This is a genomic window from Streptomyces sp. NPDC085524, assembly GCF_044541755.1.
In the GTDB taxonomy this organism is placed as follows: Bacteria; Actinomycetota; Actinomycetes; order Streptomycetales; family Streptomycetaceae; genus Streptomyces.
The window spans coordinates 124,304-150,327 of record NZ_JBITTH010000012.1; the positions used below are offsets into that span (position 1 = coordinate 124,304).

Sequence of the window (26,024 nt, forward strand, 5' to 3'; positions counted from 1 at the left end):
TCGGGGTGGACCGACGGCCTGTCAAACTCATACTCGATGTCCTGCTCGTCCTGGTCGGGGCGCTGTTGGCCGTCACGACGAACTACGCGACCAGCGAGGACGGTGACGTCCCGTTCCCGCTGCGGCTGTTGCGGACCTGGTCGGTGCCGCTGCTGGGCCTCGGGGTGCTGGCGCTGGTCGCCGGTCAGGTCTGGCTGCACTACCTCGACCGGCCCGTGGCCGTCCGGCGGACGTGGACTTCCGGGCAGCCGCCCTATCCCGGCCTCGAAGCCTTCACCGAGGCCGATGCGGCCGTCTTCTTCGGCCGCGACCGCGAAGTCTCCGAGCTGGTGGGCCGGTTGCATCCGGCGGTGCCCGGGCGGGCGGCGCGGTGCGTGACCGTCGTCGGGCCGTCAGGCAGCGGCAAGTCCTCGCTCGTCCGGGCCGGACTGCTGCCCGCGCTGGCCCGGCGGCGCAGGCGCTGGGCGGTGGCCGAGCCCTTCTCACCCGGCACGGACCCGGTCGGCGCGCTGCGCCTGCGACTGGACCGGCTGCCGGACGCCCGGCCCGCATTGGTCGTCGTCGACCAGCTGGAGGAGCTGCTCACGCTGTCCGGTCCCGAGGAGCGCACCGCATTCCTCACGGTGCTGCGCACGGCCCTGCGCGAGGATCCGCAGCTGTGGGTGGTGGCCACCCTGCGCTCGGACTTCCTCACCGGCGTCCTGGAGGGCGGGCTCGCCGAGCTGGTCCGGGACACCATGGCGATCGGGGCGCTCGGCCGCGAGGAGCTGTACGAGGTCATCGAGCGGCCCGCCGAACAGGCCGGCCTCTCCTTCGCACCCGGCGTCGTCGCCCGCATGGTCGACGACTGCGGGGGCGGCGACGCCCTGCCGCTGCTGGCCTACACCCTGCAGGAGCTGTACCTGCGCGCGGGCGGCTCGGGTGGGACGGTGACCCACGAGACCTACCGCGCTCTGGGCGGGGTCCCCGGCGCCCTGTCCGAGCGGGCCGACCGGATCACGGCCGAGCTGGGCGGGCAGGCACCGGTCCTGCCCGCGCTGCTGCGTTTCGTCACGGTGGACCGGGGCGAGCCCACCCGGCGCCGGGTGCCGCGCGCCGAGCTGGAGCCGGCGCAGCTCGAGGTCGCCGACGCGTTCGTGGCCGGGCGGCTGCTGACGGGCGACGGCGGGACGCTGGACGTGGCCCACGAGGCGCTGTTCCGGCGGTGGCCGCCGCTGAGCCAGGCGGTCGCCGCCCGCGCCGACGAGCTGCACCGGCGTACGGAACTGGAGCGCTGGGCCCAGGACTGGGAGCACGCCGGCCGCCCGGACGCGTACCTGCTGGCCGGGGAACGGCTCGTCCTGGCGCGGCAGTGGATGGAGGGGTCCGCCCGGGCGCTGGGCGCGGCGGCGCTGGTCGCGGAGTTCGTGGACCGCTCGGCGCGGGCGGACCGGGCGACGCTGGCGCGCACGGCCGACGCGGTGGCGCTGCGGGTGCTCGAAAGCGCCGAGCGCAGGCCGGAGTCGGCCGTGGCGGCCGGGGTGGCCGCGGCGGAGGAGTGCGGGCTCACGCCGGCGCTGGCCCAGGCGCTGCGCACCGCGCTGGGCTCCTCCCGGCTGCTCGGGGTCCACCGGGGCTTCCGCGCCTCCGTGACGGATGCGGCCTGGTCGCCGGACGGCAGGTGGCTGGCGGCCTCTTCGGGGGACGGGGGGCTGCGCGCGTGGCCCGTAGCGGACGCCGGGGCCGACCTCGCGGCGGAGCCCGCCGTGCACCTGACGGGGCGCGACTGGATCCGCTCCGTGGCCTGGTCGCCCGACGGGTCCCGGATCGCCTGCGGCACCCGGGAGGGGGCGGTCGCCATCTGGTCCACCGCCACCTGGACGCCCCTCGCCTCGCTGCGGCACGGCGATGCCGGCCACGGGGTGACCGGCATCGCCTGGGCACCGGACGGCAGCCGCCTCGCTTCCGTCGGCAGCGACCGGGTCCTGCGCGTCTGGGACACCGGCCCGGCCGGCACGTACGCCGAGGTGATGGCCCTCCAGGGGCACGCACGACCGGTGTGGGCCGTGGCCTGGTCCCCCGACGGCCGGTGGATCGCCAGCGCGGGCGAGGGAACGGTCGTGCGGATCCGGGCGGCGGACACCGGGGAGACCGTGCGCGAACTGCGGGAGCACCAGGACACGGTGGAGGCCGTGTGCTGGTCCCCGGACGGGAGCAGGCTCGCCTCCTCGTCCAAGGACCGTACGGTGCGGATCTGGTCGACCGGCACCTGGACGGTGGACCGGCGGCTCGACAGCATGGACGGCCTCAACTGCCTGGCCTGGTCACCGGACGGGCGGCGGCTGGCCGCGGGCGACCAGGACCGCGGGGTGCGCGTCTGGGAGCTGACCGGAGTACCGGACGGTCCCGCGCCTGACGGTCCCGCGGCGGAGGCCGCGCTCTGGCTGACCGGCCACACCGACACCCTGTACGCCGTCTCCTGGTCACCGGACGGGACACGGCTGGCCAGCGCCTCCCGCGACTGCGTCCTCGCCGTCTGGGACGCCGCCGAACGGACCGGCAGCCTGCACGGCCACGAGGATTCGGTGTGGCACGCCGCCTGGTCCCCGGACGGCGGGCAGCTGGCCAGTGCCTCGCAGGACGGGACCGTCCGGCTGTGGGAGCCGCGCTCCGGCCGCCAGACGGACCTGCTGCGCCCCGCGGCCGAGGTGGCGGACGTCGCCTGGTCCCCCGACGGCGCCCGGGTGGCGGCGGCCCTGCGCGACGGGCGGGCCCTGCTGTGGCGACCCGGTCCGGGCGGCGGTTCGCGTACCGAACTGCGCGGGCACCGGGACGAGCTGTCCGACATCGCGTGGTCGCCGGACGGCGCCCGGGTCGCCACCGCCTCGCGCGACAGCACCGTTCGGATCTGGGACGCGGCCACGGGCGCCGTCCTGCACGTCCTGGAGTCCGGGCCGCGCGTCCGCGGCCACGACGACTGGCTCACCGGGACGGCCTGGTCCCCGGACGGCCGGCTGCTCGCCACCTCCGGCACCGGGTGGAGCGTCGTCGTGTGGGACACGGACACGGGGCTCGCCCGGACCGTGCTGACGGGCCACGCCGACCACGCCTGGAAGGTCGACTGGTCGCCCGACGGCACCCGTCTGGTCACCGGTTCCCGGGACCGCACGCTCCGCCTCTGGGACCCGGCGCTCGGCGTCGAACTCGCCGTCATGACCGGCCACGAGGACCGGGTGCAGGGCGTGGCCTGGTCGCCGGACGGTACCCGCATCGCCTCCGCGTCCCGGGACCGCACGGTCCGCCTGTGGGACCCGCGGACGGCTTCGCAGCTCGCCGTCGTCGGGGTCGGCGGCGACTGGGTCAACAGCCTGGACTGGCACCCGGACGGCTCCCGCCTCGTGACCGCCTCGCGCGACCGCACGGTGCGGATCTGGGACGTGTCCGAGACCGACCCGGACGCCCTGCTGCGCCGTGCCCGCTCGCGCCTCCTGCACGGGCTGTCGGCCGAGGAGCGGCGCGCGTTCCTCCTCCCGGGCGAGGGCTGAGCGGGGGCACCCCCTATTCCTGGCCCCAGGCCGCCCATCGGGCGAGGGCGAAGCCGTCGCCGTCCCGGCGCACTTCCACGGCTCCCGGCCCGCCGAAGTGGGCGGGGACGACCAGCTCCCGCTCGTCGGCGGCGCGTTCGAGGACACGGCGGCGGCTGGCCTCGGCCTGGTGCTCGTCCATGCAGAAGCAGCTGTTGCAGGCGGGCCCCAGGATCTGCACCGGGCTGTGCAGGAGGTCGCCGACGAAGACCGCCCGGTCGGCGCCCGAGGCGAGCCGCAGCACGGAGGAGCCGGGGGTGTGCCCGGGTGCGGATTCCAGGGTGAGGTTCTCGTCGATGCGGTGGGCGCCGTCCCACAGCAGGGACTGCCCGGCCCGGTGGACGGGCTCGATGCTGTCCTCGTAGATGAGCCGGTCGTCCTCCCGCAGACCCTGCGCGTACGCGTTGCCGGGACCGAAGTGGAAGTCGTCGGCGGCCGGGATGAGGTACTGGGCGTTGGGGAAGGCCGGCGCCCACTCCCCCTGTGCTCCGACCGTGTTCCAGCCGACGTGATCGGCGTGGACGTGGGTGTTGACGACGACGTCCACGTCCTCCGGACGGACGCCGGCCCGGGCCAGCCGTCCGAGGAAGTCGCCCTGCCACTGGTGGAACTGCGGCGAACCGGGCCGTTCCCGCCCGTTGCCCACGCCGGTGTCGACCAGCACCGTCCGCCCGGCGCTGCGCAGCACCCAGGTCTGGAGCGCCATCACGGCCCTGTCGGATTCCGGCTCCCAGTGGTCCGGCGCCAGCCGGTGCCCGTTGCTCTTCCACACCTCGGCCGGGGCGTCCGGCACGAGGTCCCGGGCCGGGACGAAGGGGCCCTGCCACTCCACCACCCGGATGACCTCGACGTCTCCCAGGATCATGCGCTGTGCGCTCTCGTTGCTCATGTCCTCGACGATAGGAACGGCGCCGTGAGTTCCTCAATGCCCGTTCTGCTCGTCTGGATACGCGTGCGTCTCAGTCCGGTTCCGTACTCTGATCCGATGGATGTGGTGAGCGATGCGATATCGGCGGTGCGCACGGGGCAGGCCTCCTCCAACCGGGTCCGGGTGAGCGGAAGTTGGTGTGCACGGCTGGCTCCGTACGACGGCGCGGGGTTTCACGTGGTGCTGGAGGGGAGATGCTGGCTGCTGCCCGACGGCGGCTCCCCGGTCCCGCTCGGCGCCGGGGACGCCGTGCTGCTGCCGCACGGTACCGGGCACGTGATCGCCGACTCCCCCGCCGACGCCGGGACGGTGGAGCGGGCCGTGCCCTTCGAGCAGTGGACGGGCGGGAAGGCGCCGGGCCCGCTGCGGGGCGCCGCCCCGGGGGAGGTCGAGCTGCTGTGCGGCAAGTACCGGCTCGACCACAGCCGCGTGCATCCGCTGCTGGCGGAGCTGCCGCCGGTCGTGCACCTGCCGAACCGGGTCGGCGTCCGGCCCGAACTGCGCGCCGCCATCGACCTGCTGGGCCGGGAGCTGGACGGGCAGCGGCCGGGATCCTGCCTGGCGGTCCCCGGCCTGCTCGACCTGCTGCTCGTGTACATGGTCCGATCGTGGGTGGCCGAGGACACGACCGGGGCCTGGCCGGCCGTGCTGGGCGACCCGGTGACGGCGGCCGCCCTGCGGGCGCTGCATTCGGAGCCGTCCGCGCCGTGGAGCAACGACCGGCTGGCCGCCGAGGCGGGCGTCTCCCGCGCCACACTGGCCCGCCGGTTCACGGCCCTGGTGGGCCGCCCCCCGATGGCGTACCTCGCCTGGTGGCGCCTGACGCTCGCCGCCACCATGCTGCGCGACACCCCGGACCCCTTGGCGGCCATCGCCCGCCGGGTCGGTTACGGCACTCCGTACGCCCTGTCCCATGCCTTCAGCAGGGAGTTCGGCACGACCCCGGGACGCTACCGGGACGGCGCCGGCTGACAGGGGGCCTCGAGGGCGAGGGAGGACTTCGCCTTCGCCGCGTCACCGTTCAGGGCTCGGGGCAGAGAAGGGGCCACCCCGACGCCGGAGCGATCCGGACGGGCGCGAGGCCGACCGGACGCCACGGTTCCTCACGGGTCGTAACGGAGGGAATTCGACAGGTAGTAATTGGATGAATCCCTGACTGAATTCCCGTCAACAAGCGAACTCGCCATATCTCGATTCGATAACGAATCATCCCGCAAGGCCTGGACCAATCAACTGCGACGCGCGTAACTGGCCTTGTTTTATTGCAGATTGATTGTTCGTCAAATTTGAGCGACAGGTAACAGAACGGTTTCTTGAGCCCCCCTCACCTTTGTCCGAATTCTCCGGCGCATTCGTCTGGCAGGCTTCCGCGCACCCAGTCATCCGACCAACGACTTGAGGTGCCCATGACAGGACGACGCAGACGACGCGAACACCGCCGCAAACCCCGGCGGTTGATACTCCTCACCGCCGCCATGGCTTCGGCGGCGGTGATCACCGCAGGCATCGCCTACTCCGGCCTCGGAGACGGCGCCGAGGCCGGGGAGGCCTCCGGGGCCGCGGCCGAGACGGCCGTGATGGCCGCCGAGCCCGCCCGGGACCAGGAGCCGGCCCCGCTGTCGGCCGCTCCCGCCAACGAGACCGACCGCGGCATGGTGTACGACGGCCTCCAGGCCGCTCCCAAGGGCGACCGGTGCGTGGGCGTGTACCGCACCCAGGGCGGTCTGTGCACCCACGGCCCCGACGCCCCGCCCAAGGGCGTCGACATCACGAAGGACATCGCGCCCGCCGTCAAGGAGACGGCCGCGGCCGCCGATCCGGCCCACCCCGCCGTGGACGACCCGGCCACCACGGAAGGCGGCGGGCGTCCTCAGGACGCGCCCGCTGCCGCCGACGCCGGGTCCGCCAAGACCAAGGCCGACGCGCCCGCCGCCGCTTCGGGCGGCCAGACCGTGGCCGCCGGGCCCGCGGGCCAGACCGTCCAGTGCGACGGTGACGGCAGCACCGGCAACCGCGTCCAGGTCGTGTACGTGCACGGTCCCGGCCGCGACCGGTACGCCCAGTACGCCGCCTCGTTCCGCAAGTGGGCGGCCGACGCCGACGTCATCTACGCAGCGAGCGCCCAGGAGACCGGCGGAATCCGCCACATCCGCTACGTGACGGCCGCCGACTGCACGCCGACCGTGCTCAACATCGAGCTCCCGGACTCGGCGCTGTCCGAGTTCAGCGCGACGAACAACGCGCTCGCCGGCAAGGGCCTCGACCGCCGCGACCGCAAGTACATGATCTTCGCCGACACCCAGGTCTACTGCGGCATCGGCACGTTCAACGGCGACGAGCGGCCCGGCCAGAACAACCAGAGCAACTTCGGCCCGTCCTACGGGCGTACGGACTCCGGCTGCTGGGGCGGACACACCGCCGCGCACGAACTCGGCCACAACCTGGGCGCGGTCAACAACAGCGCACCGAACACCAGCCGGGGCGCGCACTGCACGGACGAGTACGACGTCATGTGCTACTCGGACACCCCGTACTACCCGCAGATGCGCAACATCTGCACCAACCAGGCGTCGGAGAACATCCTCGACTGCAACCACGACGACTACTTCCACACCAGCCCCAAGGCCGGCAGCTACCTGGCCACGCACTGGAACATCGCCGACAACCAGTTCCTGATGAAGAGCAAGGGCGGCGGCACCGACCCCACCCCCACGCCGACGCCCACCAAGAAGCCGACGGCGAGCCCGACGAAGCAGCCCACCGGCGGCCCCGCGGTGACGGCGGGCCAGATCCGGTCCGACTCCGTCGTGGTCAGCTGGCCGAAGGTCGAGGGCGCCTCCTGGTACCAGGTCCTGCTGAACGGCAAGCACCTGACGTGGGTCCAGTCGCAGTCGCTGCGCATCTACAACCTGAGCCCCGACACCTCGTACAAGATCGCCGTCTCCGTCCGCGACTCCTCGGGCCGTGACAGCGGGCCCGGCAAGGCCGCGTCCTTCCGTACGACGTCGGGCACGGGCGGCGGCGGATCGACCACCGCCCCCGGTACCAAGTACACGCTCGGCAACGGCAGCACCGGCATGGCCGCGGAGCTGTGGGGCGGCCGCACCGCCGACGGCACCGTCCTCGTCGGCGGCCGCGCCAACGGGTACGCGCAGCAGCAGTGGTACTTCGACGACGCGGGCAGCGGGCAGGTCCGCATCAAGTCCGCCGCCTCCGGCAAGTGCCTCCAGCCGGGCGGCACCCCCGCCGCGGGCATGTGGATCGCGCAGCAGCCGTGCGGCTCGAACACCGCGCAGAACTGGAAGGTCTCGTCGAAGTCGGGCTCGGTGACGATCACGGACCCGAGCGGCGGCTTCGCCCTCACCGTGAGCAGCCGCCCCTACTACGGGAACTGGCTGCTCGACCTCCAGCGCGCGGACGGCCGCGCGACGCAGGTCTGGACCCTGCAGAAGGCCGGCTGACGGCCTGACGGGCCAATGCCGTGATTCCTACCCGGCGGACGGCCGCCCCGCGCGGCGGCCGCCCGCCGGACCCCTCTTCCCGAGCGGAGACGCGACGATGCGCACCAAGATCGCTTTCCCGGCCGTACGGGCAGCCGTACCCGCCGTACTCGCCGTACTCGGCCTCATGTTCCTGACACCCGTCACCGCCCACGCCCACGGGGACACCGTGAAGGTGGTGGTCACGGGGCAGCGGGAAGGCCGGGTGACCGCCGACATCACCTGGGAGAACGACGGGGACGCCATCGAGGAGGCCGTCGCCGCCACGGTGAACGCGACGAGCCCGGACGGCTCGCGCACGCTCGGCCCCTGGCGCCTCATCCGTGACACCGGCCCCTCGAAGGCCGCGTGGACCACGGCCGAGGCCCTGCCGCCGGGCTCCTGGAAGGTCACCGTCGACGTGGGCTTCCCGTCCCTCGGGCACGGGGAACTCGACGTCGCCGTACCGGTGGTGGACCCGGCGCCGGCCACCGGCGCACCGGCCCCCTCGGTGGCGCCCTCCGCGCAGCCCTCTGCCCCGGCCACTGCTGCCGCGCCCGTGACCGCGTCCACCCTCGCCGGTGCCCCGGCCACCGCCGGGGCTCCCGAGCCGGCCGGCGACGACGCCGATGCGGGCCTCTGGTGGACGACCGCGGGCGTGGCGGTGCTCGCCCTCGCCGGGGCGGCCGCGGGAATCCTGATCCGGCGCCGGCGCCGGCTCCGCCTCAGGTGACGTCGGGGTACGGCCCCAGGTAGCGGTACGCGCCGGATTCGACGCGGTAGAGGTACGACACCCGCGCACCGGTGAGGGCGTGGGTGTCGGCGTCGAAGGCCAGCGGTTTGGCCAGGCCCTCGTACGTCTGCCGGGGGAAGCGGCGGACCAGGCCCGCCCTGTCCCGGGCCTCCTCCCCGAGTCCCGTCAGGCAGTCCGCCAGCAGGCCGACGCCGTCGTACGCCTCGGTGGCCCACCGGGCGGGCGCCTCCCCGTACGCGGCCCGGTACGCGGAGACGAACCCGGCGGCGGCCGGCACGGCCGTGGGATCCGTGAAGAAGGCGCCGATCTCCCAGCCCTCGGCCGCCGGGCCGGCCGTGCTCAGGAACTCCGGCTCCATGATGTGCTGGATGCCCGCCCGGGGGCCCCGGAACCCGGCGTCGGCCAGGGCGCGGGCCAGCAGCCCCGCACGCTGCGGCGAGGTCCCGGCGTACACCACCCCCTCCGCCCCGGCGGCCGTCAGGTCCCGTACGGCGCCCGCGAAGTCGGAGCCGCCCTCGGGAATCCGGTGGACGCTCACCGACCCCTTGCCCGGGGGGCTCTGCTGGAGCACGCGGGAGATCCGCCAGCCCTCGTCTCCGCCGGCCGCGTCCTCCACGACCGCGGTCCGGCGCGAGGGCCGCACGTTGGTCAGGTAGTGGATCACGGGGTTGGTCACGTAGTCCCAGGCGGGACGGGTCGGGCAGAGCGTCCGCCAGCCGCGGAACTGGGCCTCGTCCAGACCGTTGACCGAGACCAGCAGCAAGGTGAGACCGGCCGTGGTGCACGCGGTGGCGAGGTCGGGCACCGCGGCCTCCCAGGTGGGCCCGGCGAGCGCCAGCACCGCGGGGTCGGCGGCCAGTTCCTTGACCGTCTGCGCGGCGCGCGCCCGGTCGCCGCCGTCGTCCGCGACGCGCAGGGCCAGCCGGAACACGGCGTCCTTGCGGGCGTTGTGCCGATCGACGGCCAGCCGCATGCCGCGCTCGTGCGCCTGTCCCGTGGCCTTGCCCGGCCCCGTCAGATCGGCCTGGAGGCCGAGGGTGAGCAGGGGCAGGTCCCGCCCGGAACCGGCCGGGGGTGCGCCCGTGCCGCCGCGCCCCCGCGTGGTGAACCAGGCGACCGGTGCGCCGGCCGCGAGCAGGGCTCCGCCCGCCGCGAGGAGCCGCCTGCGGGTGAAGTTCCCGCGGGTCCCCGTTCCGGCCTCCGGCGTGTCGATCCGGGTGGGCTCGGGGGCGGGGAGGTCCAGGGCCCGGGTGGAGCGTTCGGCGATCAGCCGGGGCAGCGGGGCCGGCAGCCAGTCCCGGCCGTCGTCGTCCCCCGGATCACCCCCGGCCAGGAGGCCGGTCAGTTCCGCGAGGGTCGGCCGGGCCTCGGGCTCCTTCACCAGGCAGGCGCTCACCGCCTCCAGCAACTCGGCCGGCAGATCGCCCAGTTCGGGCTCGTCGTGCACCGTGCGGAAGACCACCGCGGCCGCGTGCCCGCCGCCGAACGGCCCCCGCGCGGTCGCCGCGTACGCGAGGACGCAGCCGAGGGAGAAGACGTCCCCGGCCGGGCCCGGCGCCGGGCCGCCCGCGCGGGCCAGTTCCGGTGCCAGGTAGCCGGGGGTGCCGACGACCGCGTCGGCGGCCGTCAGGGTGGTCGCCCCGGCGACCCGCGCGATCCCGAAGTCGATCAGGCGGGGGCCGTCCGGAGCGAGCAGTACGTTCCCCGGTTTCACGTCGCGGTGGACGAGCCCGGCCGCGTGCACCTCCGCCAGGGCCTCGGCGAGCCGCGCCCCGAGGATCCGTACGCTCCGGGCGGGCAGCGGACCGTACCCGGACACGGCCTCCGACAGGGACGGCCCGGGCACGAACGGGGTGGCCAGCCAGGGCTCGCGGGCCTCCGGGTCGGCCGCGATCACCGGGACCACCCAGCGCCCGGCCAGCCCCGCCGCGGCTTCCGCCTCGCGGCGGAACCGGGCGCGGAAGGCGGGGTCGGCGCCGTGGTCGGCGCGGATCACCTTGACCGCGACGAGGGTCCCGGCGGGGGAACGGCCGAGGTAGACCGTGCCCATGCCGCCCGAGCCGAGACGGCCCAGCAGACGGTTTCCGCCGATCGCGGCCGGATCGGCGGGCAGCAGGGGGCGCATCCGCCGCTACGCCGGCGGGGCCTGGCCGGCCGGGCCCGTGTAGCGGATCCGGCCGCCCTCCACGCGGTGGGCGTAGTACGTGTTGCCCTTCACCTGCCGGTACTCGTCGAAGGTGTACTCCTTCGTCAGGCCCCGGAAGGATCCCTTGCCGAGGGCGGTCAGCAGATCGGCGCGGGCCGGCCGGGCGCCGCCGCCCGCCGCCGCCACGAGCCGGTCGATGACCAGACCGGCCGCGTCGTAGGCCTCGGCCGTCCAGGCCTCGGGCGCCGCGCCGTACGCCGCCCGGTGGGCCCGGGCGACGTCGGCGATTCCGGGGGCCTCCGGCCCGGTGTACGGGGCGAGCAGCTGCCAGCCCTCGGCGGCCGGGCCCGCAGCGGCGAGGAACTCGGGGCCCACGATGGTGTAGTCGGCGGCCCGGGGCCCCCTGAAGCCCTCGGCGGCGAGCAGCCCGGCCACCTTGGCCGCACCGGCCGGGGTGCCGGAGTAGAAGAACGAGTCGATCCCGTGGGCCAGCATGTCCTTGACGACCGGGGACAGGTCCCCGGCGCCGCGCGGCACGACCCGTCCGTACGACGTGGCCTGCGGGGAGACGATGGTGAGGGTGCGGTTGCCCTGCAGGACCGCCTGCCAGCCCTCGACGTCGCCCTCCCGGTCGCAGAGCGCACCGAGCCGGCGCGCTCCCTGGCCGGCGACCAGCTGGAGGTTGACGGCGGAGCCCTGGCCGAGGGAGAGGGCGCTGGTCTGGAAGAAGCTGCGCCGGTCCGTGACGCCGAAGGAGGTGGCCAGGGCCGAGACGGTGAGCAGGGGCAGCGCGGCCTCGCCGTACAGCTCGAGGCAGGGGGGGACCGTGGCGTTGCCGGTCGGGCCGATGACGGCGAGCACGTCGCGGTCGGCGATGAGGCCGGCGGCGGCCTCGGCGGAGCGGTCGGCCCGGCCGGCGTCGTCGGCGGTGGCCACGGTGAGGGTGAAGGGTTTGTCCTTGCGGGAGTTGAAGGCGTCGACGGCGAGCCGGACGCCGCGTTCCTGGGCCTGTCCGAGGGCCTTCTGCGGGCCGGAGAGGTCGGCCTGCACACCGATCACCCACTTCCGGGGCGCGGGCGCCGCCGCCTTCTTCTCCTTGCCGTCATCGCGCAGGGCCAGCCAGGTCGCCACGCCTCCGCCGGCCGCGAGCACGGCGCCCGCGGCGGCGAAGCCGAGGAAGCGCCTGCGCGAGGGCGCGGGTCCGGCGCCCGGGGCGGGGGCCGCGTCCGGGTCGGCGGTGGTCTCGTCGATGCCGGGCAGGGCCAGCAGGGCTGCGGCGCGCTCCGCGATGATGGCGACGACCGGATCGGGCAGCCAGGCCGTCCCCTCCCCCGGGGCGTCCTCGGTCAGCGCCGCGTCGAGTTCGGCGGCGGTGGGGCGGATGTCGGGGTGCTTGGCGAGGCAGGTCCGCAGCAGCGCGGTGAGTTCGGGGTCGGCGAGGACCTCCGGGCCGAACTCGGGCTCGTCGTGGACGGTGCGGTAGAGCACGGCCTCGACTGTGCCGCTGCCGAAGGGCAGCCGGCCGGTGGCGGCGTAGGCGAGCAGGCAGCCGAGCGCGAAGACGTCGCCGGCCGGCTCGGCGGGGCGGCCCTCGGCCTGCTCGGGCGGGATGAAGCCGGGGGTGCCGAGGACGGCGTCCGCGGAGGTCAGGGCGGTGTGTTCGCCGCCCCGCGCGATCCCGAAGTCGATGAGCCGGGGCCGGTCCATGCCCAGCAGCACGTTGCCGGGTTTGACGTCGCGGTGCACGAGGCCCTGCCCGTGCATCACCCCGAGGGCCTCGGCCATGGCCTTGCCCAGGACCCGTACGGCGCGCAGCGGGAGCGGCCCGTGGGCCCCGACGGCCTCCGCGAGGGAGGGACCGGCGACGAAGGCGGTGGCCAGCCAGGGTTCGCGGGCCTCCGGGTCGGCGCCGGTGATCCGGACGGCCCAGGGGCTGTCGACTTCGGCGGCGATGTCCGCCTCGCGGCGGAAGCGCGCCCGGAAATCGTCCTCGTCGGCGTATTCGGCGCGGATCACCTTCACGGCGGCGAGCGCGCCATCGTCGGTGCGGCCCAGGTAGACGACGCCCATGCCGCCGGCGCCGAGCCGCCCGAGGAGGCGGTAGTCCGCGATCCGGGAGGGGTCCGAGGGGTGCAGCCGTTCCATCAGCCCTCCGCCTTTCCGAGCTGCTGCTTGGCCTGCAGCATCATGCGGGCGGTGCCCTGGACGACGAGCGCGCTCAGCGCCTCCTGCGCGAAGCCCGCCGCGCCCTTGCCCGCCACGGCGATGGTGACCGGCCCGAACTGCCCCTGGGACCACAGGTAGGGGTACGGGCCGCCGTCCTCCTCGCTGACGTACTCGCCGGATTCGGTGAAGGCGTCCTCCGTCCAGCCGTTCAGCTGCTCCCCCTCGTAGAGGGAGGCTCCCCACAGGCCCTTGAGCTCCTCGCCCGCGCGCAGCCGCTGGTCGGGGCAGCGCAGCACCTCCTCCATGGCGTGGGCGGTCTCCCAGCCGGAGTCCTGGCGGTTGCGGTGCACGGTCACGGTCACGTTGATCTGCACGCGTCCGTGGCCTTCCGCGGCCGGGAGCTGGAAGTACCGGGTGCTGGTGGCGAGTACGTCATCGGGCAGCCGCGAGGTCTGCCAGACGCAGGCCTCGTCGAGGACGGGCCAGCGGTGCGGATCGCTCTCGAACGGGGTCCGGCGCACGATCTCGGGGCCGAACGCCTCCTGGTCGACCACGATGCGGGCGAGGAGGGCGCGGGCCTCTGCGGCCGTCCGGGGCTGCTTGGACTCGTCCACGGCGGGGACGAGCGGGGCGGCCGGCGCGGCCGGCTTCGTGGGCGCGGGCGCCGCGGTCGTGCTCGCGCTCCCGCTCGCCGGGGCGGTGGTCGCGGCCGGGGTGTGCCCGCCCGCGCCGCTCTTCGCCCCGCCCCCGGCCGAGCAGCCCGCCAGTACCAACAGGCCCGCTGCCGCGCACCCGCAGGCGCGCAGCGCGGAGCCGCGTCTGTGTGTCATGTGTCCCCCTCGGCAGCGATCGTACCCACCCCCGCATTGGATCAACTGCCTTACCCGAAAGGGATCTTGAGGTGGAAGAATGCGGCCCATGCACATCAGAGCAGCACGCCGGGACGAACTGACGGACCTCCAGGACATCGAGAGGGCCGCCGGACTGTGCTTCCGGGACATCGGCATGCCGGAGATCGCGGACGACGAGCCACTGCCCGTCGGGGAACTGGACCGGTACGTGGCGGCCGGGCTGGCCTGGGTCGCCGTCGACGGCGACGGCGACGGCGAGGGCGAGGGCGGGGCCGGGGCCGGGGACTCGCCCCCGGCCGCGTACCTGATCGCCGACCGCGTGGACGGCGCCCTGCACGTCGAGCAGGTGTCGGTGCACCCGGACCACGCGCGCCGCGCCATCGGCAGGGCCCTGCTGGAGCACCTCGCGGAGCACGCCGTGCTCGAGCGGGTGCCCGCGCTGACGCTCACCACCTTCACCGAAGTCCCCTGGAACGCCCCGTACTACGAGCGCTGCGGCTTCCGGCGCCTGGACGACGGCGAGCTCACTCCGGGCCTGCGGGAGATCCGGGCGCGGGAGGCGGAGCACGGCCTGGACCGCTGGCCGAGGGTCTGCATGCACCGCGCGCTGTAGCCGTTCCGTAGCACTGCACCCCTTCTGGCCTGCGGGGACCGGTCCGCATACTGGCGCCGTGAGCGACAACGTCAAGTACCTGCCACCGGCAGCGATACCCAGGGAGGGGGCCGCGGAGTGGGCCGTGGCCGATGCCCGGCTCTGGTGGGCGGCCCGCACGCCCGGCTTCTTCTCGCCCGCGGCGGGCGGCTGGGCGCTCGCCGCGCTCGCGGCCGGCGGGGCGGTCCTGACCGGCTGGAACGGACCCGGGGGCGGCGGGCAGGGCACGGACTGGGCGGGCTACTGGTTCGTGGTGCCGCTGTTCTGCCTCCCCCTGTGGTTCCGGTTCCTGCCTGCCGCGGCCATGGCCTCGGCTTCGGTGGTCGCGGTGGCGGCGGGGATCTCCCTGTCCTCGGCCGCGGCCGGTGACACCGCGGGCCGGGTGGGCGCATGCCTGCTCCTCACGGGGTGTGCGTACGCCTTCACAGGGGCCCTGTGGCGCCTCGGCTCGCGCGGCCGGCAGCGCGAACTCGCCCTGGCCGCCGCCGGAGACGTCCGCGTCCCGCTCCCGATGGCCCTCCCCGAGGCGCACCGCCGCCGGGGTCTGCGGCCGATGCTCGCCGGCGGCGGGCTCTGCCTGGCCGCCGCGGCCCTGCTCGGCTGGGGCCTGGCCCAGGACCTCGCCGCCCGGCGTACGGGATCCTCGTACGACGCGGTGGGCCAGCAGGTCCTCGCCCTGCTGCTCCTCGTCCCCGGCACTCCCGCGCTCGGCAGGGGCCTCACCGCCCGGCTGGCCGCCCGGCGGCTGCACCGGGGGCCGCAGCCCGTGCTGCGCGTGGGCGTGCGCGCCCGCTACCCGAAGCACCTGTGGCTGTACCCGGACGCCCGCACCACCGACGCTCCGGCCCTGATCGCCTTCCGCGACCGGTACGAGAACACCCGGCACCGCACCAGGACCCTCGTCGGCGGGATGAAGCACCGGCTGCGCATCGACCACCACGACGTCAACGCGCAGAGCGAGCCCTTCGAGGCGCTCCTGTACGGCGTTCCGTTCGAGGGCGCCGAAGTCGTCCTCGAACACGCGGCGGTCTACGGCGACACCGTCGTCTCCGCCGACGTCACGGCCGTCCCGCTGGTTCCCGAGCGCAGGAACAGGCCGGGGCGATGGCACCCGGCCAGGACCTCCTACCGCCTGCAGGAGCGGGAGCGGGAGCGGGAGCAGGAGCAGGAGCAGAGTGCCCGCCGGCGGAAGGAGCGGGCATCGGGCGGCTCCGGTTCGGACGGCGGTTCCGGCTGCGGGTCGTCGAGCAGCTGCGGCAGCAGTTGTTCCAGCAGTTGCGGGGGCGGCTGCGGCGGAGGCGACTGAACCCGCCCCCTCACCCGTCCCGTACCCGCACCGCCGTCAGCGCCGGGGCCTCGTGGCGACGACGGCGGTGACGGCGGCGGTGACGGCGGCGGACTGCTCCCAGGTCGTGGTCTCGACCCGGGAGAACGCCGACTTCGCCAGCAGGTCGGTCAGGTCCTCGAGCCCGTCCGGGGAGGTGATCACGGCGATGCCTCCCCGTGGGGCGAGCACGGTGTCCAGGTCGGCCAGCACCCGCTCCCCGTCCATCCGGTGGAAGGCGCCGCCGATGACGCACAGGTCGATGCGCGGCAGGCAGAGGCGGGTGACCGCGGAGGCATCGCCCTCCAGCCAGGAGACGTTCGGACAGGCGCGCTCCCCCGCCAGCCGGCTCCCCTCGGCGAGCACGGCCGGTTCCGGGTGGACGGCGTAGACGTGGTCGGCCAGCGGGGTCAGCGACAGGGCGAGCACGCCGGGGCCCGGGCCCGCGCCGCTCGCGCCCAGTTCCAGTACGGTCTGCGAACCGTCGAGCGCGAACCGCTCCGCGAGCTTCGAGTGGAGCTGCGCCGGGTAGGGCGTCCCGTGGCGGGCGTGGTGCGCGGCGGCGGACGCGAAGGGCGTGGTCATGGGGCCTCCTTGGCCGGGTTGCGTCCGCCGATCGTGGAGCAGTTCCGGACGCGCGGCGGAGGTTAACACCTCATGTCCCCCATATTGATTCCACGTTACGGCACCGGATGGACGGTCAGAGCTCTTCCGCCACACCTGGTGTCAGGCGGCGCAGGCGGCCGGCGAGGCCGGGGGCGGCGAAGGCCTCCTCGATACGGGCCGGGTCCTCGGTGAAGTGCTCCCAGGACTCGAAGTGCAGGGGGACCACGGTGCGGGCGCCGAGCGTGCGGGCGAGTTCGGCCCCTTCGGCGGCGCTGAGCGAGAAGGCCAGGTCCCCGGTGGCGGGGAAGTGCGCGTCGCCGAGGTGCAGGAAGGCCGTGTCGACGTCGAAGCGTTCGGCGATCTCGTCGAGCGCGTCGTGGCGGACCGTGTCGCCGGAGATGTAGAGCGTGCCCCCGTCGTACCGGACCACGAAGCCGGTGACGGTCCCGGTGACGGCCTCGGTGCCGGCCGGCCCGTGGCGGGCCGGGGTCGCCGTGACGTGCACGGTGGTACCGCCGGCGGTGACCTCTCGGGTCTCCCAGGTCGCCAGCCCCTCGGCGCGGCCGCCGAGCCGGCCGGCCGCCTCTGGGGTGGTGAGCACCAGCCCGGCCCCGGCGAGGACCTCGCGGCCCGAGGGGTCGAGGTTGTCGGCGTGCTGGTCGTGGGAGAGCAGTACGAGGTCCACGGGCGGGAGGTCGGCCGCCGCGAGGGCGGCTCCGGCGGTGCGGCGCAGCGGGCGTGCGGCCGGGTACTCGGCCGCGGCCTGGTCGAGGGCCGGGTCGGTGAGGACGGTCAGCCCGCCGATCTCCATGAGGAGGGTGGCGGTGCCGAGGTGGGTCACGGTGATCAAGGAGGACATGAAGGACGCTCCGAAGGAGTGAGGCGGTCTCGACGGCCCCAAACTAGACCGTCAGTTCAGTGGAGTTCCTCGCCGGGGGCTACTGGGCCGCCTCCATGGACACGATCACCAGCCGCTCCGGGGTCTCCAGGGCGACGATCTACCGGCACTTCGGCAGCGAGGAGCGGCTCTTCCCCTCCGTCGTCGCCGGGATACTGCCCACGACGTACGCGGGGCTGCAATCCGTCAACGCCGGCCTGGCCCGGGCCGCCGACCTGCGGGCCGCGCCGATCGGGCTGACTCCGGGATCGACCAGGCGGAGCTCGGCCGCGTGGCCGCTTCGGGAGTCGGCCTGTTCCTCGCGCGCTACGCCGTCCCGCCCGCCCCGTAGCCGTCCAGCGGCAGGAGCCGCGGGCGCTTGGCCGTCCGGCCGTCGCCGGAGGAGCGGCCGCGCAGGCGGCGGCCGAGCCAGGGGCCCAGGAACCCGGCCAGCCAGCGCACTTCGTCGACCGCCGTCCGCATTCCCGTGACGGGAGGCAGGGGCGGCAGCGGGTCCGCCCAGCTGTCGTCGCTGCCGGGCAGCCGGAGGGTGTGGGCGAGGGCGGCGGCGATGCGTTCGTGGCCGAGGGAGCTGGCGTGGAGCCGGTCCACCGCCCACAGCCGCGGGTCTGCGCCGACGGCCTCGCGGCCGGTTTCGGCGACGGCGACCCCGTGCCGGGCGGCCGCTTCCCGGACGCCGTCGTTGAGGTCGGACACCCGGTGGCGCAGCGGCCGGGCGAGGGGGACGATCTTCCCGATGTCGGGGAAGGTCACGGTCACGACGTCGGCGCCGGCCGCCGTGAGCGCGGCGAACATCCCCTCCAGGTGCCCGACCGTCTCCGCGGCGTCGAACGACGGCCGGAGCAGGTCGTTGACCCCGCAGACCACGCTGGCCAGGTCGGGCTCCATGGCCAGCGCCGGCGCCAGCTGCTCGGCGTGGACCTGGGCCGCGACGCGTCCCCGTACGGCCAGGTTGGCGTACCGGAGCCGCGGTTCGGCGGCTGCGAGGTGCTCGGCGAGCCGGTCGGCGAAGCCCCGGTGGCCGACGGTGTCGTCGCCGTCCCCGAGCCCTTCGGTCTGGCTGTCGCCGAGCGCGACGTAGCGCAGGTACTCACCGTTCGGCACGGGCCGTCCTCCGTTCCTTCAGCACGGTCGCGGCACGCAGGCACCAGTCCCGGTGCCCCTGTTCGAAGGCCCGGCCGCGCAGGGCGGTGAGGTACCCGCCGACGCCCTCGCCGCGGAGCAGGAACTCCTCCTCGTCCGCTTCGCCGCGCATCTGGCGCAGCAGCGCATCGAGGAGTTCGATCTTGGCTTCGGCCGCGGCCGCCCGTTCTTCGAGCTGTGCGATGACAGGTGCGGTGTCGATGCCGTCGGCGGCCTGGACCTTGACCAGGAGGTCGTCACGGATCACGGAGGGCTTGGACGCGGCCTCGGCGAACGCCTCCAGCTCGGCGAGGCCGGCCCGGGTGACGTGGAACAGGCGCTTGTTGGGCCTGCTCTCCTGGACCACCTCGCGGCCGGCCACGAGGCCTTCCTTCTCCAGCTTGGCCAGCTCGGCGTACAGCTGCTGCGGCAGGGCGTGCCAGAAGTTGGCGACGCCGATGTCGAACCCCTTCGCCAGCTGGTAGCCGCTGAACTCGCCGCCCAGCAGCGACGCCAGGACGGCATGTCTCAAAGCCATGGGAGCAGCCCCTTCCCTTTCCTCACCCCGCCCTGCATCCTACTCATGAAATTGATTAGTCACATTCATGAGTAGTGCATCATTGCGAGGAGGGGCCGTGGAGACTGCAGAACGCTTCCGCGAGGCAGTGGAGAAGCGCGACCTGAGCGTGCTGGACGACCTGTTCACCGACGACATCCGGCTGTACAGCCCGGTCAAGTTCACCCCGTTCGAGGGCAAGCCCATGGTGCTGGGCCTCTTCGGGGTGCTGCTGCGGACCTTCGACGACCTCCGTTACGTGGGGCGCTTCGAGGGCACCGCGGAGACGAGCGCCGACGGCGAGGAGGCCCCGTCGGTGATCCTGCCGTTCCGGGCCACGGTCGCGGGCAAGCAGGTGCACGGGATCGACCTGCTGCAGTTCGACGAGGAGGGGCGCGTGAAGGAGTTCACGGTGATGGTCCGCCCGCAGTCCGCGGTGCACGCCCTGGGCCAGGCCGTGCTGGCGGGTCTGATCGCCGACGGGCTCGTCCCCGACCCCGCCGGCGCATAGATCACAGGGCCCTGCTGAACTCCAGCCGGTCGGCGAAGTTCTCGTATCCGGCCCGGGTGAAGGCCTTCGCCATGGCCGTGTTGGCCGCGTCGCAGTCCCCGCGGATCTCGGCGGCGCCGTGCTCCGCGAGGATCCGCGTACCGCGGACCACCGCGGAGACGGCGTAGCCCTTGCCGCGGTGGGCGGGCGCGACCCCGACGAAGCCGATGACGTGCACGCTCGGGTTCCGCGCCGGCAGGCTGATCACCGCGGCGGTGCCGTCGGCGTCGTAGCCGATCTCCCACCATCCCGGTTCGTGCGCCAGTTCGGCCGTCTCCTCGAAGAGCTGCTCGGCGGCGCGCCGAGCCCCGTGGGTCCGGACGTCGGCGGCCAGCCGGGCGTCCGCGGTCTCGGCGAGCAGGGCTTCCAGCAGGTCGACGAACGGGCCAGGGCCGATATCCGCCAGGGAACGGAACGTCAGCCGGGGATCGTCGGCCGGCAGTTCGGCGGGGAGGTGCAGGCCGAACCTGCGCCCGTCGCGGATCACGCGGAAGCCGGAGCCCCGCAGCAGCTCGCCGCGGCGCTCCGGCTCCCGCTGGAACTGCGGTGCCTGCGCGGGCGAGTCGACGACGTGTTCCAGCTCCTGCGCACCGAGCTCGCGCGCCGTCCGGGCCGCCGCGTCGAGCAGCGCGGCCCCCACCTCCGCCCGGCCGGCCGGGACTTCGAAGAGGACGAAGGCGTAGGGAACCTCGTGTCCCGGCAGGGTCCACAGCACGACACTGCCCATCGGCCTCCCCCCGTCGTCCTCGGCGACCAGGCACCATTCGGGCCGGGTGCACTTCGTCTCCAGCAGCCCGCCGAGGTAGGCGCGGGTCGCCGCGTTGCGCTCGGGGTCGTCCGGGTACTCGATCAGCGCGGGAAGTTCGTGGGGGCGGGCGGAACGGATCGACGTCACTGGCAGCCTTCGGGGAGCGGGAACGGTCTCGCAGACGCACCGAACCTAACCCCCGCCTCCGCACCCGGCCAGCGTTTTACGTGCGGGGCGGGCAGGCCGGTCGGCCGGGGCCCCGTACGGGCCCGGCCCCTGCGTCATGCCGTCGGAGTGCCCCCTAGGGGGTCCAGTTCGCGGCGCCGGCGGCTGATCGAGCCGGGGTCCCAGCCCGGTCGGGGTACGGAGGCCAGCAGCAGCCGCGTGTACGGGTGGTGGGGGTCGGTGAGGAGCTCGGAGACCGGGCGGTGCTCCATCGTGCGGCCCCGGTACATGACGAGCGCCTCGTCGCAGACGTAGCGCACGACGGCCAGGTCGTGGCTGACGAAGACCAGGCCGACGCCCGTGTCCCGGCGGATGTCCGAGAGCAGGTTCAGCACCTGCGCCTGCACGGACACGTCGAGTGCGGACACCGCCTCGTCGAGCACCAGGACGGCGGGTTCGACCGCCAGCGCCCGGGCGATCGCCGCGCGTTGGCGCTGGCCGCCCGAGAGGTGGCGCGGCAGGGCGGCGGCCTCGCGGTCGCCGAGGCCCACCTGGCCGAGCAGCTCCCGGACCCGGGCGGCGCGGGCCGTGCGGTCGGTCGTTCCGTGCAGCCTGAGCACCCCGTCGATGGTGGCGCCGATGCCGAGCCGGGCGTCCAGGGAGAGATAGGGGTCCTGGAAGACGATCTGGACGGCCTTGGCCCTCGCCAGCCGCGCCGGCCTCCCCCGTACGGAGGCCGCCAGCGGTGTGCCCTGGACCAGGATCTCGCCGGCGTCGGGGCGTTCCAGCCCGATCAGCATCCGGGCCGTCGTGGTCTTCCCGGACCCGGACTCCCCCACGATGCCGAGCGCGCCGCCCTTGCGCAGGGAGAAGGACAGGTCGTCGACGGCGACGACCTCGGTGCCGCCCGTGCGGTACGTCTTGCGCAGGCCGGTCACCTCGAGGAGTTCCCCGGTGCTCATCTGCCCTCCTTGCGGGTGAGTCCGGCGGCGCGGTGGCAGGCGACCTCTGCCGGGCCGTGCGGTTCGAGTTCCGGCGGGGCCTGGTCGCAGCGCCCGGGTTCCGCGAACCGGCAGCGTGGTGCGAAGGCGCAGCCGGGGGCGGATTCCAGCAGTCCCATCGGGGCGCCGGGGATGGGGGTGAGCCGGGCCATGGGGCCGGTGAGCGGCGGGGAGGAGCCGAGCAGGCCCGCCGTGTAGGGGTGCCGCGGGGCGGCGAAGAGTTCCGCCACGGGCGCCGTCTCCACGATCCGGCCCGCGTACATCACGTAGATCCGGTCGCTGACGGAGGCCGCCAGCTCGATGTCGTGGGTGATGAGCAGGAGCCCGAGGCCGCGTTCGCGCTGGAGCCGTCCCAGGACGGCCAGGATCTCCGCCTGGGTGCTGACGTCGAGCGCGGTGGTCGGCTCGTCGCAGAGCAGCAGTTTCGGTTCGGTGGTGAGGGCCGCGGCGATGACGACGCGCTGGAGCATTCCGCCGGAGAGCTCGTGCGGGTACTGCCCCAGGTGCCGGACCGGGTCGGGGAGGCCGACCGCGCCGAGCAGTTCGGCGGCCCGCTGCGCCGCGCGCGCCTTCGTCCAGCCGTGGACGACGCGCAGCGGCTCGGTGAGGAAGTCCCCGACGCGGCGTACCGGGTTGATGGCGGCGCGGGGATCCTGGTAGATCATCGCCGCCTTGTTGGTGCGTACGTCGCGCAGGTCCGCGGGGTCGGCGCCGACCAGGTCGGTGCCGTCCACCCGGACCCGGCCGCCGACCTCGGCGCCCTGCGGGAACAGGCCGAGGGCGGCGCGGGCGGTGACGGACTTGCCGGAGCCGGATTCGCCGACGAGGGCGACGACCTCCCCGGCGGCGACCCTGAGGCCGATGCCGTCGAGGACCGGGCGGGCCGTCGCGGGGAGGGTGATGCGCAGGTCGTCGTATGCGAGCAGGGTCATCAGGAGTCCCTCCCCGCGATGCGGTCGCCGAGGTCTTCCCCGACGACGTTGAAGGCGACGACGACCACGACGACGGCCACGGCCGGCGCGATCGCGGACAGCGGCTGCCCCTGCAGGACGGCCGTCTGGCTCTGGTTGATCATGGCGCCCCAGTCGGGGGTGGGGGGCTGCACGCCGAGCCCGAGGAAAGAGAGCGCGGCGAGGTCGAGCAGTGCGTAGCCGAAGTTCACCGTCGACTGGGCGAGCAGGGTGGGGGCGATGTTGGGCAGCAGTCTGCGGACGTTCACGTACAGGGCGGAGTGGCCCTGCACCCGGTAGGCCGCGATGTAGGGGCGGGACTTCTCCTGCAGGGCGAGTCCGCGGACCACGCGCGCGGTGTACGGCATGTAGGCGATCGCCATGGCGAGCACCGGCGCCGTCATCCCCTTGCCGAAGAGGGCCACCGCGAGGATCGCGAGCAGCAGCGCGGGGAAGGCGAACAGCACGTCGAGGACGCGGCCGACGGCGGTGTCGGCCCAGCCTCCGCACCAGGCGGTGAACAGGCCGACGGCGATGCCGAGGACGGTGGAGAAGACGACGACGGCGAGCGGGCCGGTGAGGCTGGTGCGGGTGCCGACGATCAGCGCCGAGAGGGTGTCGTGTCCGCCTTGGTCGGTGCCGAGCCAGTGTCCGGCGCCCGGCCCGAGCAGGGTGTCGCCGAGCGCGCCGAAGGCCGGGTCCTGGGGGGCGATCCAGGGGGCGGACAGCGCGACGAGGACGAACAGCACGAGCAGGACCAGGCAGGTCCGCTGGAGCGGGCCGCCGCCGAGGCGGCGGAGCCCGGCGAACCGGTCGGGCCGGGTGCGTGCGGGGCGCGGGGCGCCGGGGGTGCGGGTCGTGGTGCCCGTTTCGCGCAGGGTGCTCATCGGGCGCTCCCCGCCGCCGCGGAGCGCGGGTCGATCAGCGGCTGGACGAGGTCCACGAGGGCGTTGACGATCACGAACGCGGCCACCACGAGCAGCACGATCGCCTGGACCACCTGGAAGTCCAGCTGGTCCACGCACTGCACGAGCAGGGAACCCACTCCGGACATCCCGAAGGCGGTCTCCACGATCGCGGTGCTGACGAGCATGCCGGAGACGAGGAGTGCGGAGACGGTGACGATCGGCCCGAGCGCGTTGCGCAGGACGTGGCGCCTGATGACGGTCCGCCGCGGGGTTCCCCGGCTCAGTGCGACCTCCACGTGTTCGCGGCGCAGTTCGTCGAGCATGGCCGAGCGGGTCACCCGGGTCACCAGGGCCGTGAAGGTCACGGACAGGGCGGCGGCCGGGAGGATCACGTGGTGCAGCCGGTCCAGGACGCCGGCGCCGTTGCCGATCGTCGGGAACCAGCCGAGGCGTACGCCCAGGACGGACCTGAGCAGCAGGGCGGCGACGAACGCGGGCGCGGCGGCGCCCACGGTCACCATGAGCATGAGCGAGCGGTCGGTGCGCGATCCGCGGTGCAGTGCGCCGACGATCCCGGAGCCGATGCCGAACACCGCGATCATCAGGGCGGACACACCGATCAGCAGCAGGGACGAGGGCAGCCGCGACCAGATGACCGAGCCGACGTCCTGGTGGAAGAGGTAGGAGCGGCCGAAGTCGCCGTGCAGCACGCCGTCGAGCCAGTTCCAGTACCGGACCAGGAACGGTTCGTCGAAGCCGTACTGGCGGCGGATCTCGGCGAGTTGCTCGGGGCTGGGGCTGCGGCCCTTGGTGAGGAAGCCCGCCGGATCCCCGGGTGCCAGGAAGAGGGAGGAGAAGACGAGGAAGGAGGTGGCGAGCAGGGTGGCCGCCATTGCGGCCAGCCGGCGCAGCACCCGTCCGGCCCGGGCCAGGGCGGCGGTCGCCGCCGGGGCCGTCATCCCCTGGCTCCGATCTCGGCCGCCCACGGGTAGTAGAGGTAGGCGATGGAGGGCTGGACGCCGGTGATCTTCTTGCCGAGGAAGACGCTGACGGGCTGGGTGTACAGCGGCAGCCAGGGCAGTTCCTGCAGGGCGACCTTCTGCGCCTCGGCGTTGGCGTCCGCTCGCAGGGCCGGGTCGTAGGAGGCGATGGCCTTGTCGACGGAGGCGTCGAAGGCGGGGTTGGACCAGTTGCCGTAGTTGCTGTAGGCGCCGGTCTGGAGGGAGCCGTACATGTCGAGCGGGTCGGTGATCGACGTGTACCAGAAGGTGAGGAACAGGTCGATGCCCTCGCGTGCGGCCGGGTCGGTGAAGAGGGTGGTGTACTTCTCCGCGGAGAGGGAGTTGATCTCCGGCTTGAGGCCGATGGCCGTGGCGGCCTGGGCCATGGCCTGGGTGATGATCGTCGTCTGGGAGTCGAGGGGGCTCGTCGCGATGACGACCTTCTGGCCGTTCACCCCGGCTTCGGCGGCGAGCGCCTTGGCCTTGGCCGGGTCGTACGGGTACTTGGGCAGGTCCTTCATGATTCTGTCGCGCGTCGCGTCGGGGGCGTCGGCCCAGAGGTTGTCGGTGACGAGCGAGTCGGCGACCTCGCCGACACCGCCGGCGCCGGCCTTGACGATGCCCTTGCGGTCGGTGGCCATCAGCAGGGCCTGGCGCACCCGGGGGTCGCCGAGGGGGCCCTTGAGGTTGCTGACGACCTCGTCGGCGACGCTGGTGTTGCGGCCGAAGTAGAGCGTTCCGGCCTCGGTCTTGCCCAGTTGGGCGTACGCGTTCGGCGGGACCATCCAGCCGCCGTCGACCTCGCCGCTCTGGAAGGCGTTGACGCGGGTGGTGGGGTCGGCGAGGAAGACGAACTTGGCCTGGCCGGACCTGGCCTTGAGCGCGGGGTTCCAGTAGTCGTCGAACCGCTTGAGGGTGAGGGACTGGCCGGCGGTCCAGTTGTCGAAGGCGAACGGGCCGGTGCAGTTCACGCCGGTCTGCGGATTGCCGTAGTTCTTGCCGGACTTGGCGAGGGTGGCGGCGGATTCTATGGTGCCGGGGCCGGCGGCGAGGTACTTGTTGAACTTGGAGTCGGGCTGCGTGAGGGTGACGGTGACTTCCATCGGCCCCGTCTTGTCCACCGACTTGACGTTGCGGAAGGGGCTCGCCCAGACGCTGGCCGTCTCCGGGTCGAGGTTGCGGCGCAGGGAGGCCACGACGTCGTCGGCGGTGAGCTTCGTGCCGTCGTGGAAGCGGACGCCGGGGCGGATCTGGTAGACCCAGGTGGTCGGCGTGGGGTTGAGGAACGAGGTCGCGAGGTTCGGCGAGGTCGTCAGGTCCGGGTTCCAGCGCAGCAGGCTCTCGCAGACGTTGGCGAGGATCTGGTTCGGCGGGTAGTCGAACGAGTAGGCGTAGTCGATGGTGGTCGGCTCCGCGTAGATCGACCAGGTGAAGGAGCCCAGGTTCCCGGCGGCGGCCGGCGTCTGGTCCGTGGTCTTGTAGGCGGTGGCCCGGTCCTCCTCGGGGTGCGCGGTACCGCTGCACGCGCTCGCGACGAGCATCGTGGCGGCCGCGAAGGCGGCGGCGGTGGGGGTGCGGCGGATCAGCGGGGTTCTCGTACGGGCTGATGACATCGTCTGACTCCCTGAGGGATGAGCTCTGCGAGGTGGGTGGATG

Annotated in this window: 21 protein-coding genes and 1 pseudogene; 8 read left to right on the forward strand and 14 right to left on the reverse strand. The window is 74.0% G+C overall.

Annotated elements, in window-relative coordinates; all coding sequences use genetic code 11:
• Nucleotides 1–5 precede the first annotated feature (5 nt).
• Entirely contained in the window at nucleotides 6–3,524 is a 3,519-nt protein-coding gene (locus tag ACIGFK_RS20335; protein ID WP_400052983.1) for an NACHT and WD repeat domain-containing protein, read from the forward strand.
• Nucleotides 3,525–3,537: 13 nt separating this feature from the next.
• On the opposite strand, the gene ACIGFK_RS20340 is transcribed toward ACIGFK_RS20335, so the two are convergent.
• Entirely contained in the window at nucleotides 3,538–4,452 is a 915-nt protein-coding gene (locus tag ACIGFK_RS20340) for an MBL fold metallo-hydrolase (RefSeq protein ID WP_376661178.1), read from the reverse strand.
• Between the two features lie 96 nt (nucleotides 4,453–4,548).
• Between ACIGFK_RS20340 and ACIGFK_RS20345 the strand changes: the two genes are divergently transcribed.
• The 3 genes from ACIGFK_RS20345 (at nucleotide 4,549) to ACIGFK_RS20355 (ending at nucleotide 8,703) form a co-directional block, all read left to right on the forward strand.
• Nucleotides 4,549–5,463 (forward strand): AraC family transcriptional regulator, encoded by a 915-nt coding sequence (locus ACIGFK_RS20345; protein ID WP_400052984.1) that lies wholly within the window; start codon nucleotides 4,549–4,551, stop codon nucleotides 5,461–5,463.
• Nucleotides 5,464–5,897: 434 nt separating this feature from the next.
• Complete coding sequence (locus ACIGFK_RS20350) at nucleotides 5,898–7,952, forward strand: RICIN domain-containing protein (RefSeq protein ID WP_400052986.1); 2,055 nt, start codon at nucleotides 5,898–5,900, stop codon at nucleotides 7,950–7,952.
• 97 nt (nucleotides 7,953–8,049) lie between these two features.
• Complete coding sequence (locus ACIGFK_RS20355; protein ID WP_376656406.1) at nucleotides 8,050–8,703, forward strand: hypothetical protein; 654 nt, start codon at nucleotides 8,050–8,052, stop codon at nucleotides 8,701–8,703.
• Here the strand turns inward: ACIGFK_RS20355 and ACIGFK_RS20360 are convergent.
• Genes ACIGFK_RS20360 through ACIGFK_RS20370 form a run of 3 tightly spaced genes read right to left on the reverse strand, consistent with a single transcriptional unit; the run spans nucleotide 8,696 to nucleotide 13,866 of the window.
• Entirely contained in the window at nucleotides 8,696–10,849 is a 2,154-nt protein-coding gene (locus ACIGFK_RS20360) for a bifunctional serine/threonine-protein kinase/ABC transporter substrate-binding protein (RefSeq protein ID WP_400052988.1), read from the reverse strand. The two genes, ACIGFK_RS20355 and ACIGFK_RS20360, sit on opposite strands and share 8 nt — an antisense overlap.
• 6 nt (nucleotides 10,850–10,855) lie before the next feature.
• Nucleotides 10,856–13,015, reverse strand: coding sequence for a bifunctional serine/threonine-protein kinase/ABC transporter substrate-binding protein (locus ACIGFK_RS20365; RefSeq protein WP_400052990.1), 2,160 nt, complete (start codon nucleotides 13,013–13,015; stop codon nucleotides 10,856–10,858).
• Entirely contained in the window at nucleotides 13,015–13,866 is an 852-nt protein-coding gene (locus ACIGFK_RS20370) for a hypothetical protein (RefSeq protein WP_376656409.1), read from the reverse strand. The genes ACIGFK_RS20365 and ACIGFK_RS20370 overlap by 1 nt, the downstream gene beginning before the upstream one ends.
• An 88-nt stretch (nucleotides 13,867–13,954) precedes the next feature.
• Here ACIGFK_RS20370 and ACIGFK_RS20375 point away from each other — a divergent pair, with 88 nt between their 5' ends.
• Nucleotides 13,955–14,500, forward strand: coding sequence for a GNAT family N-acetyltransferase (locus ACIGFK_RS20375; RefSeq protein WP_400052992.1), 546 nt, complete (start codon nucleotides 13,955–13,957; stop codon nucleotides 14,498–14,500).
• Nucleotides 14,501–14,558: 58 nt separating this feature from the next.
• On the forward strand, nucleotides 14,559–15,845 hold the full coding sequence (locus ACIGFK_RS20380; protein WP_400052994.1) for a hypothetical protein: 1,287 nt from the start codon (nucleotides 14,559–14,561) through the stop codon (nucleotides 15,843–15,845).
• Between the two features lie 36 nt (nucleotides 15,846–15,881).
• Here ACIGFK_RS20380 and ACIGFK_RS20385 read toward each other — a convergent pair whose 3' ends face one another.
• Both ACIGFK_RS20385 and ACIGFK_RS20390 read right to left on the reverse strand, forming a co-directional pair.
• On the reverse strand, nucleotides 15,882–16,448 hold the full coding sequence (locus ACIGFK_RS20385) for a class I SAM-dependent methyltransferase (protein ID WP_400052996.1): 567 nt from the start codon (nucleotides 16,446–16,448) through the stop codon (nucleotides 15,882–15,884).
• 115 nt (nucleotides 16,449–16,563) lie between these two features.
• A complete protein-coding gene (locus ACIGFK_RS20390; RefSeq protein WP_376656413.1) occupies nucleotides 16,564–17,328 on the reverse strand; it encodes an MBL fold metallo-hydrolase in 765 nt (254 codons plus the stop codon).
• A gap of 59 nt (nucleotides 17,329–17,387) precedes the next feature.
• Between ACIGFK_RS20390 and ACIGFK_RS20395 the strand changes: the two are divergent.
• Nucleotides 17,388–17,489: pseudogene (locus ACIGFK_RS20395) on the forward strand (TetR/AcrR family transcriptional regulator); the annotation flags it as partial.
• A gap of 184 nt (nucleotides 17,490–17,673) precedes the next feature.
• On the opposite strand, the gene ACIGFK_RS20400 reads toward ACIGFK_RS20395, so the two are convergent.
• Nucleotides 17,674–18,471: an SGNH/GDSL hydrolase family protein gene (locus tag ACIGFK_RS20400; protein ID WP_376656414.1), complete on the reverse strand. Its 798-nt coding sequence runs from the start codon at nucleotides 18,469–18,471 to the stop codon at nucleotides 17,674–17,676.
• A complete protein-coding gene (locus ACIGFK_RS20405; RefSeq protein WP_386471373.1) occupies nucleotides 18,458–19,027 on the reverse strand; it encodes a PadR family transcriptional regulator in 570 nt (189 codons plus the stop codon). Before ACIGFK_RS20405 ends, ACIGFK_RS20400 begins: the two co-directional genes overlap by 14 nt.
• Nucleotides 19,028–19,124: 97 nt before the next feature.
• Between ACIGFK_RS20405 and ACIGFK_RS20410 the strand changes: the two genes are divergently transcribed.
• Entirely contained in the window at nucleotides 19,125–19,556 is a 432-nt protein-coding gene (locus ACIGFK_RS20410; RefSeq protein ID WP_376656416.1) for a nuclear transport factor 2 family protein, read from the forward strand.
• Nucleotide 19,557: 1 nt separating this feature from the next.
• On the opposite strand, the gene ACIGFK_RS20415 is transcribed toward ACIGFK_RS20410, so the two are convergent.
• The 6 genes from ACIGFK_RS20415 to ACIGFK_RS20440 form a co-directional block, all read right to left on the reverse strand.
• A complete protein-coding gene (locus ACIGFK_RS20415; protein ID WP_400052998.1) occupies nucleotides 19,558–20,490 on the reverse strand; it encodes a GNAT family N-acetyltransferase in 933 nt (310 codons plus the stop codon).
• A gap of 134 nt (nucleotides 20,491–20,624) precedes the next feature.
• Nucleotides 20,625–21,470 carry an ATP-binding cassette domain-containing protein gene (locus ACIGFK_RS20420; RefSeq protein WP_400052999.1) on the reverse strand — a complete coding sequence of 282 codons (846 nt, stop codon included), beginning with the start codon at nucleotides 21,468–21,470 and terminating at the stop codon, nucleotides 20,625–20,627.
• A complete protein-coding gene (locus ACIGFK_RS20425) occupies nucleotides 21,467–22,441 on the reverse strand; it encodes an ABC transporter ATP-binding protein (RefSeq protein WP_376656419.1) in 975 nt (324 codons plus the stop codon). Before ACIGFK_RS20425 ends, ACIGFK_RS20420 begins: the two co-directional genes overlap by 4 nt.
• Entirely contained in the window at nucleotides 22,441–23,346 is a 906-nt protein-coding gene (locus tag ACIGFK_RS20430) for an ABC transporter permease (RefSeq protein ID WP_400053001.1), read from the reverse strand. Before ACIGFK_RS20430 ends, ACIGFK_RS20425 begins: the two co-directional genes overlap by 1 nt.
• Nucleotides 23,343–24,326, reverse strand: a complete 984-nt coding sequence (locus tag ACIGFK_RS20435; RefSeq protein WP_400053003.1) for an ABC transporter permease — start codon at nucleotides 24,324–24,326, stop codon at nucleotides 23,343–23,345. The genes ACIGFK_RS20430 and ACIGFK_RS20435 overlap by 4 nt, the downstream gene beginning before the upstream one ends.
• Nucleotides 24,323–25,981 carry an ABC transporter substrate-binding protein gene (locus ACIGFK_RS20440; protein ID WP_386471363.1) on the reverse strand — a complete coding sequence of 553 codons (1,659 nt, stop codon included), beginning with the start codon at nucleotides 25,979–25,981 and terminating at the stop codon, nucleotides 24,323–24,325. Before ACIGFK_RS20440 ends, ACIGFK_RS20435 begins: the two co-directional genes overlap by 4 nt.
• Nucleotides 25,982–26,024 lie beyond the last annotated feature (43 nt).

Coding starts and splice junctions, on each gene's coding strand:
- ACIGFK_RS20340 (WP_376661178.1), bottom strand. CDS start 4,452: ATGAGCAACGAGAGCGCACAGCGCATGATCCTGGGAGACGTCGAGGTC.
- ACIGFK_RS20345 (WP_400052984.1), top strand. CDS start 4,549: ATGGATGTGGTGAGCGATGCGATATCGGCGGTGCGCACGGGGCAGGCC.
- ACIGFK_RS20350 (WP_400052986.1), top strand. CDS start 5,898: ATGACAGGACGACGCAGACGACGCGAACACCGCCGCAAACCCCGGCGG.
- ACIGFK_RS20355 (WP_376656406.1), top strand. CDS start 8,050: ATGCGCACCAAGATCGCTTTCCCGGCCGTACGGGCAGCCGTACCCGCC.
- ACIGFK_RS20360 (WP_400052988.1), bottom strand. CDS start 10,849: ATGCGCCCCCTGCTGCCCGCCGATCCGGCCGCGATCGGCGGAAACCGT.
- ACIGFK_RS20365 (WP_400052990.1), bottom strand. CDS start 13,015: ATGGAACGGCTGCACCCCTCGGACCCCTCCCGGATCGCGGACTACCGC.
- ACIGFK_RS20370 (WP_376656409.1), bottom strand. CDS start 13,866: ATGACACACAGACGCGGCTCCGCGCTGCGCGCCTGCGGGTGCGCGGCA.
- ACIGFK_RS20375 (WP_400052992.1), top strand. CDS start 13,955: ATGCACATCAGAGCAGCACGCCGGGACGAACTGACGGACCTCCAGGAC.
- ACIGFK_RS20385 (WP_400052996.1), bottom strand. CDS start 16,448: ATGACCACGCCCTTCGCGTCCGCCGCCGCGCACCACGCCCGCCACGGG.
- ACIGFK_RS20390 (WP_376656413.1), bottom strand. CDS start 17,328: ATGTCCTCCTTGATCACCGTGACCCACCTCGGCACCGCCACCCTCCTC.
- ACIGFK_RS20405 (WP_386471373.1), bottom strand. CDS start 19,027: ATGGCTTTGAGACATGCCGTCCTGGCGTCGCTGCTGGGCGGCGAGTTC.
- ACIGFK_RS20420 (WP_400052999.1), bottom strand. CDS start 21,470: ATGAGCACCGGGGAACTCCTCGAGGTGACCGGCCTGCGCAAGACGTAC.
- ACIGFK_RS20425 (WP_376656419.1), bottom strand. CDS start 22,441: ATGACCCTGCTCGCATACGACGACCTGCGCATCACCCTCCCCGCGACG.
- ACIGFK_RS20430 (WP_400053001.1), bottom strand. CDS start 23,346: ATGAGCACCCTGCGCGAAACGGGCACCACGACCCGCACCCCCGGCGCC.
- ACIGFK_RS20435 (WP_400053003.1), bottom strand. CDS start 24,326: ATGACGGCCCCGGCGGCGACCGCCGCCCTGGCCCGGGCCGGACGGGTG.
- ACIGFK_RS20440 (WP_386471363.1), bottom strand. CDS start 25,981: ATGTCATCAGCCCGTACGAGAACCCCGCTGATCCGCCGCACCCCCACC.